Raw genomic sequence first — 15692 nt, forward strand, 5'->3', positions numbered from 1 at the left:
ATTTTTATAAATTATGGGCAGGCTGTAGATGACTCTTAGCACGAGCCGAAGGCTAATTCAGAAATCGAATTTAAAATAACAAGACTCCGTAGTGATAACTACTTTGAGTTGTCCGAACTATTGATGACTCTTAATTCGAGCTAAAATCATCTGCAACCTGCGTGGTATTAAATAGTTTATGTTTCTGCGATATATCGATTAGATATAAGAAGAGGACAGGTTTTGCAGATGAAAATGCTTTTGCTTACTTTGGGCGAAACCAAAGTAAGTCTAGCCGAAGGCTAATTCAGAAATCGAATTTAAAATAATAAGACTCCACTGTAATAGCTACTTTGACTTGTTACTTCATATATAACTTTTGAGCTCAAGTAGTTTTAATAAATAATCCATAAAAAAGACCGCTCAAAAGCAGTCTTTTCTAGTCTAAAAATAGATTTAGTTGCTACGCCTATTACGCGTCAGTTGATGTAACACTGACACCAATAAATCAATTTCTTCAGTTGTGTTATAAAAAGCCAAAGACGGACGCACGGTTTGTTCTACACCAAAACGACGTAAAATTGGCTGTGCACAATGGTGGCCAGAACGTACCGCAATGCCATGTTGATTTAAAGCTTTACCGACTTGCTCAGTTGAATAGCCTTGTAAAGTGAAGGACATCACACTGGCTTTGTGATGCGCCGTTCCAATCAAGCGTAAACCTGACACACTGCTCAGAGCATTTTGACCATATTCGAGTAGATCATGTTCATAGCGAGCAATGTTATGAATGCCTAGACTTTCGACATATTCAAGTGCAGCGCCTAATCCGACAGCATCGGCAATGTTTCCTGTTCCAGCTTCAAACTTGTTTGGTGCAGGTTGGTAAACTACTTGTTCGAAGGTCACATCCTGAATCATGTTACCGCCGCCTTCCCAAACAGGCATGCTTTCTAGCAACTCTGGTTTTGCATAGACCACACCAATACCCGTTGGCCCAAACACTTTATGTCCAGAAAATACAAAAAAGTCTGCATCAAGAGCTTGTACATTAGTAGGGATGTGCGAAACAGATTGCGCGCCATCAACTAAAACACGTACACCTTTGGCATGCGCAATTTTAATGACTTCAGCAACAGGTGTGACTGTTCCTAAAGCATTCGAAACTTGAGTAATCGACAGCAGTTTAGTGCGTTCATTAATCAGTTTTGGCAACTCTTCTAAAATAATCTGGCCTGTGTCATCCACAGGAATGACTCTTAATTTTGCTCCAGTTTTTTTAGTGAGTTGATACCAAGGCACAATATTGGCATGGTGTTCTAAGTGAGAAACGATAATTTCATCACCTTCACCAATATTTTGCTCACCCCATGTTTTTGCAATCAGGTTAATGCCTTCGGTTGTTCCTCGAACAAAGATAATTTCTTTAGAAGAGGGTGCACCAATGAATCGGGCAACTACATTTCTTGCATGCTCATAGGCATCGGTTGCACGAGCCGCTAACTCATGGGCAGCACGGTGAATATTTGAGTTTTCATGCTGATAAAAATAAGCAATCCGGTCAATCACACGCTGCGGTTTTTGTGTGGTCGCAGCATTATCCAACCAAACTAGAGGGCGACCATTGACGCGTTCCTGTAAAACTGGGAAATCGCGACGTATGGCATGTACATCGAGTGGTTGAGCACTGCTTGCTACAAAAGTGGGTTGCGATGGTTGATAGTGACTATAACTTTGTCCAGTTTGAGGCAAGTCTAAAAAATAAAATGCAGAGCTTGCCGAACTTTGGGGAGGCGTGTTCGTTGCAAAACGATCTTCTGTCAGCAATGATTTCAGCTGATCACCATGTGGTAACTGAAAAGACTGTGCAACTGAATAATTATCTTCAACACCTTTAACAGACGGTTCTGCTGTATTGGGAGCAGAAAAATCATTTAAAAAATAATAAGGTGATTCACCTGCACCAGTGGGTAAGTTTGGTTCAATGCGTGGCACATTGGGTTCACTATGAGCAGCTTGTGGCAAATATGGTTCAAATGGTGGGCGTGGCAAATTAGCTCCACCAACCACAGGCGCAGACGCTACAATTCGGCGTTCAGGGTAGTCTGGCAAATTTGGAATATGCTCAGGATATTCCGGATTGAGACTTTTCTGAAAGGCGATATTGGGCGCACGACCACTGAGTGCAGAAAATGGTTCACCCGGTTGTGGTGGATGCGGTGGCGCTCCGACTGGTAAGTCCAAGTTAAGGCCCGATGGAGAAGCTGAACTGCTTGAGCTTGGCACTGCTGAAAAAAACTCATTAGCAAGTCGAGCAATGGTGGACTCATCAGGGAAGTTGGCTGGTGGGTTAACACCAGTCACTTTAGGCCCCGTTGAACTACCTTGCAGATTACTTGTAGTTAACTGGGTAGTCATGATATTTGTCCACCTCCACATCATCTAACACTGCTAAAGCATCGTCTGTTAATACTGCAAGTGAGCAATATAACGAGATTAGATATGACGCAATTGCGTTACGGTTAATGCCCATAAAACGTACTGAAAGCCCTGGTGACTGTTCACCAGCAAGACCCGGTTGGAACAAACCAACAATTCCTTGACGCTTTTCACCAACACGAAGCAGCAAGATTTTAGTTTTGCCATCTTCTACAGGAATTTTATTTGATGGAATAAGTGGAATTCCGCGCCATGTAATGAACTGCGAACCGAACAGACTAACCGTTGGAGGCGGTACACCACGGCGTGTACATTCACGTCCAAATGCTGCAATCGCATCAGGGTGTGCTAGGAAAAATCCCGGTTCTTTCCAGACTTTACGTAGCAAATCATCAAGATCATCTGGCGTCGGTGGGCCATTTAAAGTCGAAATACGTTGGTCATCTGTCACACTTGCCAGTAAACCATATTCAGGGTTATTGATAAGCTCACTTTCTTGACGTTCTTTAATGGTTTCAATCGTTAAACGGAGCTGTTCTTTAATTTGGTCGTGTGGGCTGCTGTAAAGGTCAGCAACACGTGTATGTACATCTAAAACAGTAGATACACCGTTTAAAAAGTATTCACGTGGCTCTGGATCATAATCGACAAAAGTTTGTGGCAAAGTTGCTTCATCACGTTGTGTGCAAGCCACTTGAATATCATCGGTATTATTGACACGGTTTAGGCGATAGATACCTGCTTCAACAGGAATCCATTGCAGTAAATGAGTCAGCCATCGGGGAGTAATTGTAGAAAGTTGGGGAGCTGTTTTTGTTGCATTGGCCAGTTGACGGGCTGCGTGGTCCCCCAGCGCAAGTTGGGCTTTGTCAGTATTTTTCGCCATGAATCATTTTTCCTTATTACATTGGCTTTTTGAAAATAAAAATTCTAGGATGCATATAAACTAGAATTAGTTCTGGTTTTAAAATTAAAATAGCGTTATAAATTTTTTAAATAGAGAGCTTATTAATGAGTTATCTATTTTCTAAATAAAAATATATTTAAACTAGAAATAAGCATTTTATTAATCTGCACGTTCTTTGTTTATTTATCTCCTTATCTATTTATTTCACATCTATAGTTTTTAACCGGCTATATGATTTTTTTGATAAGACTCATTAGGAGACTGTAAAATCTGACTACCTGCAGCAACACTATGTGTAAGCCAGACATTCCCCCCAATAATTGACCCTCGGCCAATGGTAATACGGCCTAAAATAGTGGCGCCTGCATAAATCACGACATCATCTTCAACAATTGGATGGCGTGTATAGTCTTTTTTCAAAGCGCCATCATCATTGGTTTCAAAGCGTTTTGCTCCAAGAGTCACTGCTTGATAAATACGAACACGTTCCCCAATGACACTAGTTTCACCAATCACTACACCCGTACCATGATCGATGAAGAATCCTTTGCCAATTTGCGCACCCGGATGAATATCAATACCCGTTGCAGAGTGAGCCAACTCGGAAATAATGCGAGACAATAAAGGCACTTGGGCATAGAGTTGATGCGCAATTCGGTGATAAATGATCGCAAATATGCCCGGATAGCAGAGTAATACTTCATCTACACTATGTGCTGCTGGATCACCTTCATAAGCAGCACGCACATCGCCGTCTAAAAGACGTCGTATAGAGGGCAAGGTGTTGGCAAAATCCTGCACAATTGTTTGAGCAAATTCTTGTGGGTGCTGCACTGGGCTTGAATGACCTAAATGACGTTTTGCTTCATAATTCAAAGCCAGTTGCACTTGAGCATGTAAGGCTGTCAGCACCCGATTTAAAGTATAGGCAATATAAGAATCTTCAGTTTCTTGACGTAAGTCAGCAGGGCCTAAACGCATTGGAAATAAAATTCCACACAAGTCATCTAAAATGACTTTTAAAGCTTCTTTAGATGGAAGTTCACGGCCTCCAAATTCTTTTGTTCTGTGCTGTTGCTGACGCCAGTCATGCCTTGCTTGTTGTAAACCTTGTACAACCGCATTAATGTTCCATTGAGTCACAAGCTTTCCTTGATTCACTGAAAATTGATTGAAGTATTAGTCTTGTTGCCAAGGAAGTTGGTGGATGCGCCAGCCATTTTTCTGATTACGCTGTTGCTGATCATTTAGGTCGCCTTCGAAGCCTTCAAGAACGTTATAAATGTGCTCAAAACCTGCATTAAATGCGGCTTCTGCTGCCTGTGCTGAACGGTTGCCACTACGACATAACAAAAGAATGGTTTTGTCTTTGCCAACTTTTGATTCAAGTTCTTTTAAAAAGCGTGGATTACGGTTAAACGATGTGCCTGTTGCCCAAGCGACATGAACACTTTCAGGGACATAACCCACAAATTTACGTTCTTCATTGGTACGTACATCAACTAAAACAGCTTCGCCTTGTTGTACGAGCTGCCATGCATCAACAGGTGATAAACTGCCACTAAAATTTAATTCGTGTTCTTGTGCATATTGCTGTGCTTTAGCAAGGATATCTTCGGCTGAAAAGGACGTATTTGAACCATTTGAGATAAAACTTTGCGGAGTTTCAGTATTTAATTTAGCGTTCATTGAATATATCCTTATCTTTGATTCAGATTGTTAAGGTTCAATTTACGCGTTTTTAAATATAAGCAAAAATAAGGAATATCTATTTATATATATTATTTTGATAAATAAGAGCGGTAAATATTTTATATAAAATAGTATTAGTTAATCTTATAAAGTTATTAAAATAAAATAGATTTAAGAAATTTTATTATTTAGTAAAAACCGTGCAGATTAAAATAACCTACACGGTTTTAAATATTAAGCAAACCCACCATTTACCCGAATGACTTGAGAGTTTACCCAGCCCCCATCTGGACCAGCCAGCATGGCCACTACGCCAGCAATTTCTTCAGGTGTTCCGATTCGTTCCAATGGAGCAAGTTTTGCAATAGCTGCCACTTGCTCTTCAGTTTTTCCATTGTAAAAAAGGTCAGTGCCTGTCGGGCCGGGTGCAACTGCATTTACAGTGATATTTCGTCCACGTAACTCATTTGCTAACACATGTACCAAACCTTCGACACCTGCTTTTGAAGCAATATAAGGACCATATGCCGGAAAAGATTTGGCAATTACACTGGTTGAAAGCGCAATAATCCGACCACCATCTGGCACTGTTTCGGCCGCATGCGCCAATATTAAAAACGAGCCACGTAAATTGGTATGAATCACTTTATCGAAATCTGGCAGGCTTTCAGGTGTAATTTTTGCCATAGGCATAATACCGGCACTATGAACTACCACATCTACTTGACCATTAATGGCCTTTGCCTCTTGAAATAAACGGCTCACCTCATGTTCATTTGCAATGTCCGCTTGAATAGCTAAGGCTTGACCACCTTGCTCAATAATGTGTTCTACAGTGGCTTGGGCATGCGCTTTATTGCCAGCATAATTAATAATTACATAAAACCCATCTTGAGCTAAGCGTTCTGCAATAGCACGGCCAATACCACGTGATGCGCCAGTAACCAGAGCTGTTTTTCTTGAAATATTCATTTTTAGATTGCCTGTTTGAGTAAGTATGGCTTATTTTAATAATATAGAAATATGGGATAAATCATCAAAATTAGATAAGATAATTCCATATAAATTAATAATAGGTAGAGTTAAAAGCGAGCACCATGGATAAATTTGATACCTTGCAACTTTTTACCCGCATCGTAGAGCTGGGTAGTTTTAGTCAGGCAGCCGATCAGCTAAATATCCCACGTGCTACAGCAAGTAATGCCATTAAAGAGTTAGAGAGTAATTTACAGTGCCGTTTACTAGAGCGGACGACTCGGCATGTAAGGCCATCACTAGATGGACAGGCATTTTATGAACGCTGCACACAAATATTATCGGAACTCGATGATGCCGAATCATCTTTACGCAATGTAATTGCTCAGCCCCGTGGTTTATTACGTGTCGATTTATCAGGCGCTCATGCGACTAAAATTGTTTTACCCAATATCGATCAATTTCACGAGTTATACCCCGACATTGAACTGGTAATCAGTACAGGTGATCGCTTGGTTGATCTGATTAGGGAAGGGATAGACTGTGTGGTGAGAGCGGGCCGTTTAGATGATTCCACTTTAATTGCTAGACATTTGGTCGATATGCCACAAGTCATTTGTGCAAGTCCTGACTATTTAAATAAACATGGAACGCCACAGCAACCAGAAGATTTATTATCACATTATTGTGTCAATTTCTTTTCAACATCAGGCGGGCGAAATTACCCATTTGAATTGATGGTGAATAGCAAAAAACAAGATTATTTTTTGAAAAGCTGGATCGCGGTAAATGACGCTGAAAACTATGTATTATCTGCCTTACAAGGGGCTGGCTTAATTCAGGTCCCACGCTATCATGTGGCAAATGAGTTAAAAGACGGGCAACTAGTTGAGGTCTTATCGGAGTGGGAAATCCCGAAGATGTCAGTTTCTGCTTTATATCCGCAGCATCGGCAGCTCTCGCCACGCGTACGCGTTTTTGTCGCTTGGCTGAGTGAGTTATACACGGGCTATTTTGCCAACTTTGAATACCCGCAAAAATGAAATATCTTGCGGGTAAGTCAAAAACTAAATGATATTTTTAAGACTGATTCTGCAATTTATCTTGAGTCTTGGTCTCAAAATCACTCGCATCATGGCGTTCATGCAACTGCGTAGTTAAATCACCAAAAGTACGATTGACCATACGGCCACGTTGTACCGCAGGGCGCTCTAAAATCGCATCTGCCCAACGTTGAACATTTTTATATTGATCGACACCTAAAAACTCCGCGCCGTTATATACCCAGTTTTTAACAAGACCGCCATACCAAGGGAACGCTGCAATATCAGCGATGCTATATTCAGAACCAGCCAAATATTCGTTTTTTGCCAGATGCTGATCTAATACATCAAGTAAGCGTTTTGTTTCCATTGCAAAGCGGTTAATCGCATATTCAATTTTAACAGGGGCATAAGCATAAAAATGTCCAAAACCACCACCTAAGTAAGGTGCACTGCCCATTTGCCAGAATAACCAATTGAGGCATTCAGTACGTGCAGCAATATCAGTCGGAATAAACGCTTTAAACTTTTCAGCCAAGTAAAGCAAAATTGAGCCAGATTCAAATACTCTTAATGGCGGGTTTTGGCTATGGTCAACCAATGCTGGAATTTTAGAGTTGGGATTAATTTCTACAAAGCCACTGCCAAATTGCTGTCCTTCTCCGATTTTAATCAGCCAAGCATCATATTCAGCATCTTTATGTCCTAACGCTAAAAGCTCTTCAAGCAAAATAGTAACTTTTTGACCATTAGGCGTTGCTAAAGAGTAGAGTTGGAGCGGATGTTTTCCTACTGGAAGTGTATGCTCGTAACGCGCACCTGAGCTAGGTTGGTTTAAATCGGTTTTTTCTCCAGTCCATTGCCAAACTTGTGGAGGAATATAGTTTGAATCACTCATTTTTTATCTCATGTTTGGTGTAAATAAAAGGCTTAGTTATTTCGCAAGGCAAGCCATTTTTGTACGCTCGGACGTTGCCATTGCTGTAATGCATAGGTTTTTAAACGCTGTGGTACAGCATCACCATTTTGAATAAGGCGTTGCAACATCAGGGCAAGTTCAGCATCCACAATACTCCATGAACCAAAAAGAAATTCAGCATCAGACGCAAGAAGTTTTTCTGCAACAAAGAAAAGTTTCTCGGCTGCTTTTTTGCCTTCTTCTGAAAGTGGAGTGAAGGTGGGCTGAATAAAAATAACATCGGTTGGACGCTCAGTTCTTAATGCAACTAAGTCCGATCTGAGCCATGCCTGAATTTGTCTTGCTCTTGCGCGTGCTTGAATATCTTTTGGATAAATAGATGTGTTTGGATAAAGTTCTTCAAGATATTCCAAAATGGCAGAAGATTCTGATAAGGCAAAATCGTTATGTTCGAGTACAGGCACTTTGGCAGTTAATGACTTTTCTACATAAGATTTTTCAAACTGGCCTTGCTGGCCTAAGTTGATGGTCGCTATTTCAAATGGAATTTGTTTTTCATGTAGCCCTACAAAAACTGTAAATGCATAGGGACTTAGAAATTGTGAATCTGTATACAGCTTAAAATGCTCGTTATTCATTGTTATTGTCCATGTCATAAAACAATCGGATCTAGTCTAAGTGAGCTGATCCAAGATTGGGTAGCTTTTTTGTGGAAAAGCTTTATCGGTTTTTGAATTAAGCTATTTCAACGTTAGGGCTTAATGTGCTGAAAATGTTGACGGACAATGCTAAGCCAAGCTTGTACTGCTGGTGAAACAGGAAGATTTTTTTTCCAAGCCATGACTAAGTGCCATTGAATATTTGGTTTTTCGAGTGGCACTGCTGCAAATAAAGTCGGGTCAAGCATGTCGGTATAATATTGAGGAAGAAGCGCGATCCCCATACGTTGTAACACCATGTCTGCTAAGAGGTGCCATTGGCTGGTCCGGCACGCAATGGTTGGGTAGAAACCATGCTGCTTACATGCATTGAGAATAATACTGTTTAAAGAAAAATTCTCTGGAAACATTAAAAATGATTGGTGTTGTAGCTCTTCTAGATTTATTTTTTTGCGGGTTGCCCAAGTCGCATCACGACGTAAAAGTACCATTAAAGGGTAGTTACATAACTCGATGCTATTAAAAGTTTGCTCATCAAAAGGCTGCAATAAAACGCCAACGTCTACCTCATTATTGAGTAAAGCCTGTTCAATACCGCGTGAACCAACCTCCATAAAAGCCAATTCAATATCTGGTAATTGCTGATGATAATCAAACAGGGCAGTCGTCAGAAGCTGTGAGCCTAAAGGTGGAACGCCGAGTTTTAAAGTTCCTGTTTTTAATTGTTGATAGTTTTCAATTTCAAGAAAGATGTTCTGTTCTGCCTGAAGAAGCTCAATCGCATGTTGATAAATCCGCTCTCCAATTTCAGTTAGTTCAATTTGTCTTTTTCGTCCATGATCAGGTTTAACTAAAAGCTGTACCTGAAGCTGCTCTTCAAGCTGCTGTAATATTTTACTAATAGTCGGTTGAGTCAGATACAACTCTTCAGCAGTACGTGTAAAGCTTTTAGTTTTGACCAGCGTAACGAAGCACTGTAGTGATTTTAGAGAAAGCATAATAAAGAATAAATTATTCCATTTTGGAATAATATTAACATGAATAATTCATATTTAGCAGGTCTAACCAAGCTAGCATAATAGTGTAGTTAACCATCTAATTTCGCAAAATGAGTACTGAATCTGCTTCTGGAACACCCACACAACCTTCACTATTCGTGTTAGTTAAACAAATTTTGATTTTGGCTGGATTTTGGTGGGTCGGATATCTCTTACATCAAAAACTTGGCGTACCTGTCTCGGCAGGCATTTTAGGTATGTTTTTATTGCTTTTATGCCTGTTCTTTAAAATTATCAAAATGGATCAGGTGGCAATGGGAGCAACTGTTGTTTTAGGTGAGCTATTACTGTTTTTTGTGCCTGTAGTCGTTGCCGTAGTTCAGTATAAGACCTTGTTTATGACCGAAGGGTGGCAAATTGTTTTGAGCATTGCGGTTGGGACCATTTCGGTCATGCTCAGTACGTGCCTGACGATTCACTATTACAATCGTTTGAAAGCTTATTTACAGGCTCGAAAACGTCTTCAACATAAGCATATCTAAAGAGCAAACGACATGAATATCTGGTCAATTCTTTGTCTGATCTGGACTTTGGCAGCCTATATTGTGGCAAAGCGGATCTATCAGAAAAATCCAAAACTTTGGTTGTCACCCGCGATTAGTGTGCCTGTACTCACCATCATTTTGATGACGATTTTTGGAATTTCATATCAAACTTATGCTGAAGATACGCAGTGGATTGTTAATTTATTAGGGCCTGCAACAGTTGCGTTTGCTGTACCGATTTATCGTTATCGGGAAACGATTCGTAAAAACCTTGGGGTCCTTTCGATTGCGATTATTGTGGGGATGAGTGTAGGTGTGATGTCTGCCTATGAAATGGCACAGTGGTTCCACTTTAGCCCGGAAGTGACCAATAGTTTAATGGCACGTTCTATTTCAACTCCATTTGCCATGATTTTAGCGGAAGATATTCACGGTTCGGCAGCTTTGGTTTCACTATTTACAGTCATTACTGGTTTGGTCGGTATGATTTGCGGCGATGCAATTTTAGCGATTACTAAAATCCGTTCTAATGTAGCAAATGGGGCAGCTTTCGGAAATGCAGCCCACGGTTTTGGTACAGTTAGAGCACAGCAGCGCAATAGTGAAGAAGGGGTGATTGCCAGTTTAACCATGGTCATTGCCGGTATTTTAATGGTACTGATTGGGCCATTTGCGATTCATCTATGGTTGCTGTTGTAGGTCTTGTCTAAGTCAGCTTGCCATGTTGTTGAATAATCTTTGATAGTTTTTTTATGGCTTGTTTCATTAGTTCGGGTTCAAAATCCCCTAAGCCAACAATTAAACCCGGACGTTGTTGCTCTTTTGAAAATGTCGGTGAAATTGCTTTAATGGCAATGCCTGCATCGACTGCCGAGCTTGCAACTTTAATGTCATTAATATGATGAGCAAGCCATAACACCATATGCATGCCTTGATCGCCTGGCTGTAACCAAGCCAGTTCTCGAGGTATGTATTTTTCAATCAAGCCAATAATGTATTCTCGAACTTCTGCATAGACATTTCGAGTACGTCGAATATGTCGTTCCAAATAACCCTCTTGAATAAAAGCAGCCAAAACGTGCTGGTCAGCTGCAGGTGGATGTCGATCAATTAAGACTCTAAGCCCACAAAAAGGTGCTACCAATTCTTTAGGTAATACTGCATAGCCAAGTCTAAGGGAAGGAAATAGTACTTTGCTGAAAGTACCCAGATAAATGACTTGGTCGGGTGCCATGCCTTGTAAAGATGGGAAGGGCTGACCGTTATAACGGAGTTCGCTGTCATAGTCATCTTCAATGATCCATGCATTTTGCTGTTTTGCCCAAGCCAATAAAGCAGTGCGTCTTGCTAGACTCATCGGCATGCCAAGTGGATATTGGTGAGAGGGTGTCACGAAGGCGGCACGTGCATTTTTCGAAAGTCTAATTCCGGTTTCAACTTGAATACCTTCTTCATCGACAGGAACACGCACCATTCGAATATTTTGTACAGCATGTTCAAAAATGGCTGTTGTACCCCGATAAGCTGGATCTTCTATCCAGACTTCATCTTTTGCTTCAAATAAAATCTGGCTACAAATATAAAGTGATTGCTGAATACCGGGAGTAATCGCAATTTGGTCAGGTTCGCAGTGGACAGAGCGTGACCGTCGGACATAGTCTGCTATAGCGACTCTTAGTGATAACACGCCTTGAGGTTCGCCATAACCCGAAGGAATCCCTGCACCTCGTGATCTATATTTATTACCAAATTTACGCCAGATGTCGCTCGGTTGAGTACGACCGACGGGGACAGATACCGCAAAAGGAACATGAGGAAGTGGCTTAAATTCATCAAGCACTTTGGCATAAGAACGTGCCGATTTGGTCAAAGATATCGAGTTAGGTTTATTTTCTTTTGATGAATGTTGTATTACAGATGTTTTAACCAAAGAATGAGACACATAAGTGCCAGTTCGTGGTTGAGAGTCAAACACACCTTCAGCTAAAAGCTGATCGTAAGCTTCAATAATGGTTCCGCGAGCGACACCTAGGGTTAAAGCCAGTTCGCGTGAAGAAGGCAATGGATCGCCGGGCTGTAAATCACCACTTTGTACAGCTTCGCGTAAAGCTTGAGTCAGTTGAGCACTTATCTTTCCTTGGCTTTTATCAATCTTTGCAATAGACGGAAGTTCAACAACTTTTGCCATTCTTGCCATAATTCTGGTCTACTTAATAAAATACAAAGTGGTTCTTTTTAATAAACCACAGAAACCAGAAAATTTACAACATAAAATATAAATAACCCTGATATTTATAGTGAGGTTTTAGTCATGTATATCCCTGATGATTTTGCAGAAAACCGTTTGGATGTGTTGCATTCTCTTATTGCAGAACATCCATTTGGAGTGCTTTTTACTCATGGAAGTAATGGCTTAAATGCAAATCATCTTCCATTCGAGTTGCAGGAAAATGAAGGGGAATTTGGCATGCTACATGCCCATGTGTCACGAAATAATTCTGTTTGGCAGGACATTAAAAATGGAGATGAGGTATTGGTCGTTTTTCAAGCAGGCGATGCTTATATTTCACCAAACTGGTATCCATCTAAACATGAACAGCACAGACAAGTACCGACGTGGAACTATAGGGTTGTGCATGCATATGGCAAAGTGACGATTCGCGATGATGAACGTTACGTCCGTGGTGTTGTGGCTCGTTTAACCCGTACTCATGAAGCATCTCAACCTGAACCATGGAAAATGTCCGATGCACCAAAGGACTATCTTGAACCAATGTTAAAGACGATTGTGGGAATAGAAATTGAAATTACTAAGCTGCAAGGAAAATCAAAACTTGGGCAAAACAAAGAACGCCGAGACATTTTAGGCGCGGCAGATGGCCTATCGAAATCTGGTCATCAAACCATAGCGAATGCCATGTACAGTGTGGCTGATTTAAATAAATAATTTTGAAAATATAAAAGCTTAATATCAATTGAGGAGATAAAGATGTCTTTGACTACACCTGTTGAATTAGTGGGTGAGCACGTTATTTTAAAGCCGCTAGATGTAACTCAAGCTGAAGCGCTCAAAGAGGCCGTTTGCGATGGGGAACTCCATAATCTTTGGTATACCCGTGTGCCAAGACCTGAACAGATGACTGCTGAAATTGAAAGACGTCTTGATTTGCAAAAATCCGGCTCTATGTTGCCATTTTATATTGAAGACCGAAAAACGGGACGAGCGCTGGGCATGACAACACTAATGCATATTGAAGAAGCACATCGCCGTGTAGAAATTGGTTCGACGTGGTACCGAAAGTCTGCACAGCGTACGCCTGTAAATACTGAATGTAAGAAGCTATTGCTGGCTCATGCATTTGAGACTTTAAACTGTATTGCGGTTGAGTTACGCACATCTTCTTTAAATGTTCAAAGTCAAGCCGCGATCGTACGTTTGGGTGCAAAGCTAGACGGTGTGCTAAGAAGCCATCAAATTGTAAAAGATGATATTTTGCGGGACACTCACGTTTACAGCATTTTAAAACATGAGTGGCCTGCGGTTCGCCAAAATCTGGAATGGATGTTGAATAAACCGCGCTAAAAGGAATTTTAAGCAAGCTGTTTTTCTCTTTTTTGGCTTAGCCAGAAGAGAGAAGCTGCGGCAATCACCAACCATGGTATTAACGCTATATTCATTGCTTCCCAGCTAAATAAATCCAGAAAAGCACCTGCACTAAAAGAACAAATTAAGCCGACAACAAAAACCGTCATATCGTTAATGGCTTGGGCCTTAGCTTTTTCAGCCACAGAATAAGTTCCTGTGAGTAAAGAAGTACTGCCAATAAATAAAAAGTTCCATCCCACACCCAATAAAATTAAAGAAATAGCAAAAGATGCGAACTGAATACCTGAGAGAGCAAATCCGATATAGCAGGCAAATAATAAAAGACCTGCAAACATGATTTTAAGCACACCAAATCGAGCGATTAAATGTCCAGTAAAGAATGAAGGTAGGAACATACCAAGCACGTGTAGCTGAATGACTGTCGTAATCGATCCAAGTTCGTGGTGTGAATGTCGCATAGCAATTGGTGTGGCAGTCATACCTAAAATCATGATGCCATAACCTGTTATTGCGCCAAATAAAGCAACTAAATAGGTAGGTTGAAAGACAATCTGTTGCCATGGACGACCAGCAGTAAAGTTGGATTTCTGCTCAACTGTATCGGCAATATGTAGGTTAGATAAAATGCCCATTGCCACAAGTGAGATGATACTAATAATTAAAAATGAACCGATATATTCTAAATGCTGGAATAAAGGTCCGCCGAAGCGTGCTAAAGTTGGGCCAATCAGTGCTGCAACAATTCCACCTGCCATTACCCAAGAAATAGCGCGTGAGCGGAACGCATCATTTGCCACTTCACTGGCAGCAAAACGGTAAAACTGAGCAAAGGATTGATAGGCCCCGACACATAGCGTACCCAAAGCCAGAAGCATGAGTGAGCTATAAAAAATGCCGATTGATGCAATAATGCCGCCGAGCACACCTAAAAAAGCACCGAATAGAAAACCGTTACGCCGTCCAATATGTGCCATTAATATTGAGGCCGGAAACATCATTAAGGCCGTACCCAAAAACATAGAGGCGATGGGCAACGTTGAAAGTGTGGGGGTGTTTGCAATATTTGCCCCAGCCAAGCCACCAATGGTCATGACCATGACAGAAACGGTTTGGAAAAGTGATTGGGAACTCGCCAAAATTAATACTTGGCGGTGCATGGTATTTTGAAGCATAAAGAGCCTTTAATTATATTCAGCAATGGCTGAGGCTAGGTGTCCGGTTTTTACATAAAGAGAAGCGCCAGATAAACCAGTTTGAAAATGTGCATGTGTTTTCGGTGGTAGGCGTATCCATGTGCCAGTTTCATAAACTATTTCTTTATCAACTAATTGACCTTGGGTAATCAAAATTTCGATTCCACCCTCAGCTTTTTCAGTAAAAAGTTGCTGCGGCTTAAGTTTTTCTAAATAAGTGTGTTCATAACTTGCATCAACCAATGTGCAAATTAAACGCGAACCTATTTCTTGCCATTGTGCTGGGTCGTTGGTATTGATCCGTAAGGTTTGCGTTTCTGACGTAGGAATTTGCATAAGTTTGACAAAAATCAATGTACCTTCTTCACTCGATGGTTGGTGTCCCGACTGATGGGGACTGCGTAAATACCATCCAGCAGGGTAGTGCTGATTTTGATTTTCAGTAAATACGCCTGAAAGTACGAGGATTTCTTCACCATGATGATGTCGATGTTCAGGGAAGGTTGTATGGGGTGCATATTTCACCAAACTGGTTGCACGGGCTACTTCATCGCCAATACGATCGAGCATGACACGATCAACTTCCCCACGGGGAGATTTCACCCAGTGATAGTCTTCAGGTTTGATAATCACAGCCTGTGAAAAATCGGCATGGATCAACATGAATACTCTCCTCCTAAAGGCAATTCTCTTTATTCAATAACAAAATAAATAAAGTGAGTGAGCAAGCCTACTC

16 protein-coding genes are annotated in these 15692 nt (G+C 40.9%); 5 read left to right on the forward strand and 11 right to left on the reverse strand.

All coding sequences use genetic code 11. The features are described 5' to 3' along the window. Positions 1–435: 435 nt before the first annotated feature. From ACTJJH_RS16520 to ACTJJH_RS16540, 5 genes are all read right to left on the reverse strand, one after another. Positions 436–2397 (reverse strand): family 2A encapsulin nanocompartment cargo protein cysteine desulfurase, encoded by a 1962-nt coding sequence (locus tag ACTJJH_RS16520; RefSeq protein ID WP_440601463.1) that lies wholly within the window; start codon positions 2395–2397, stop codon positions 436–438. Continuing rightward, on the reverse strand, positions 2372–3304 hold the full coding sequence (locus ACTJJH_RS16525) for a family 2A encapsulin nanocompartment shell protein (protein ID WP_001107594.1): 933 nt from the start codon (positions 3302–3304) through the stop codon (positions 2372–2374). The genes ACTJJH_RS16520 and ACTJJH_RS16525 overlap by 26 nt, the downstream gene beginning before the upstream one ends. A 240-nt stretch (positions 3305–3544) precedes the next feature. Beyond that, on the reverse strand, positions 3545–4486 hold the full coding sequence (gene epsC / locus ACTJJH_RS16530) for a serine O-acetyltransferase EpsC (protein ID WP_080631121.1): 942 nt from the start codon (positions 4484–4486) through the stop codon (positions 3545–3547). A gap of 18 nt (positions 4487–4504) precedes the next feature. Then, entirely contained in the window at positions 4505–5014 is a 510-nt protein-coding gene (locus ACTJJH_RS16535) for a rhodanese-like domain-containing protein (protein ID WP_000992245.1), read from the reverse strand. Positions 5015–5251: 237 nt separating this feature from the next. Beyond that, entirely contained in the window at positions 5252–5989 is a 738-nt protein-coding gene (locus ACTJJH_RS16540; protein ID WP_057085939.1) for an SDR family oxidoreductase, read from the reverse strand. Between the two features lie 125 nt (positions 5990–6114). Here ACTJJH_RS16540 and ACTJJH_RS16545 point away from each other — a divergent pair, with 125 nt between their 5' ends. Then, positions 6115–7035 (forward strand): LysR substrate-binding domain-containing protein, encoded by a 921-nt coding sequence (locus tag ACTJJH_RS16545; protein ID WP_440601464.1) that lies wholly within the window; start codon positions 6115–6117, stop codon positions 7033–7035. Positions 7036–7072: 37 nt separating this feature from the next. Here the strand turns inward: ACTJJH_RS16545 and yghU are convergent, their stop codons facing one another. From yghU to ACTJJH_RS16560, 3 genes are all read right to left on the reverse strand, one after another. Continuing rightward, a complete protein-coding gene (gene yghU, locus ACTJJH_RS16550; RefSeq protein ID WP_440601465.1) occupies positions 7073–7933 on the reverse strand; it encodes a glutathione-dependent disulfide-bond oxidoreductase in 861 nt (286 codons plus the stop codon). Between the two features lie 32 nt (positions 7934–7965). Then, positions 7966–8592 carry a glutathione transferase gene (gene yfcF / locus ACTJJH_RS16555; protein ID WP_032034672.1) on the reverse strand — a complete coding sequence of 209 codons (627 nt, stop codon included), beginning with the start codon at positions 8590–8592 and terminating at the stop codon, positions 7966–7968. Positions 8593–8705: 113 nt separating this feature from the next. Next, positions 8706–9611, reverse strand: coding sequence for a LysR family transcriptional regulator (locus ACTJJH_RS16560; RefSeq protein WP_440601466.1), 906 nt, complete (start codon positions 9609–9611; stop codon positions 8706–8708). A 110-nt stretch (positions 9612–9721) separates the two neighbouring features. Here ACTJJH_RS16560 and ACTJJH_RS16565 point away from each other — a divergent pair, with 110 nt between their 5' ends. Together ACTJJH_RS16565 and ACTJJH_RS16570 are read left to right on the forward strand one after the other, a co-directional pair. Beyond that, entirely contained in the window at positions 9722–10153 is a 432-nt protein-coding gene (locus ACTJJH_RS16565; protein WP_019458873.1) for a CidA/LrgA family protein, read from the forward strand. A 12-nt stretch (positions 10154–10165) separates the two neighbouring features. Next, positions 10166–10855, forward strand: coding sequence for an LrgB family protein (locus ACTJJH_RS16570; protein ID WP_032062653.1), 690 nt, complete (start codon positions 10166–10168; stop codon positions 10853–10855). Positions 10856–10862: 7 nt separating this feature from the next. Here the strand turns inward: ACTJJH_RS16570 and pdxR are convergent, their stop codons facing one another. Continuing rightward, on the reverse strand, positions 10863–12353 hold the full coding sequence (gene pdxR, locus ACTJJH_RS16575) for a MocR-like pyridoxine biosynthesis transcription factor PdxR (protein WP_320124855.1): 1491 nt from the start codon (positions 12351–12353) through the stop codon (positions 10863–10865). A gap of 114 nt (positions 12354–12467) precedes the next feature. Between pdxR and ACTJJH_RS16580 the strand changes: the two genes are divergently transcribed. Next, the gene (locus tag ACTJJH_RS16580; RefSeq protein ID WP_440601467.1) at positions 12468–13103 is read left to right on the forward strand and encodes an FMN-binding negative transcriptional regulator; all 636 of its coding nucleotides are present in this window, start codon (positions 12468–12470) and stop codon (positions 13101–13103) included. A 42-nt stretch (positions 13104–13145) separates the two neighbouring features. Continuing rightward, on the forward strand, positions 13146–13739 hold the full coding sequence (locus ACTJJH_RS16585; protein ID WP_440601468.1) for a GNAT family N-acetyltransferase: 594 nt from the start codon (positions 13146–13148) through the stop codon (positions 13737–13739). Between the two features lie 8 nt (positions 13740–13747). Here ACTJJH_RS16585 and ACTJJH_RS16590 read toward each other — a convergent pair whose 3' ends face one another. Next, positions 13748–14935: an MFS transporter gene (locus ACTJJH_RS16590; protein WP_078220666.1), complete on the reverse strand. Its 1188-nt coding sequence runs from the start codon at positions 14933–14935 to the stop codon at positions 13748–13750. 9 nt (positions 14936–14944) lie between these two features. Next, positions 14945–15619, reverse strand: a complete 675-nt coding sequence (locus tag ACTJJH_RS16595; protein ID WP_000905130.1) for a cupin domain-containing protein — start codon at positions 15617–15619, stop codon at positions 14945–14947. Positions 15620–15692: the final 73 nt, after the last annotated feature.

The sequence above is a fragment of the Acinetobacter sp. 22301 genome (assembly GCF_052045285.1).
GTDB lineage: Bacteria > Pseudomonadota > Gammaproteobacteria > Pseudomonadales > Moraxellaceae > Acinetobacter > Acinetobacter pittii.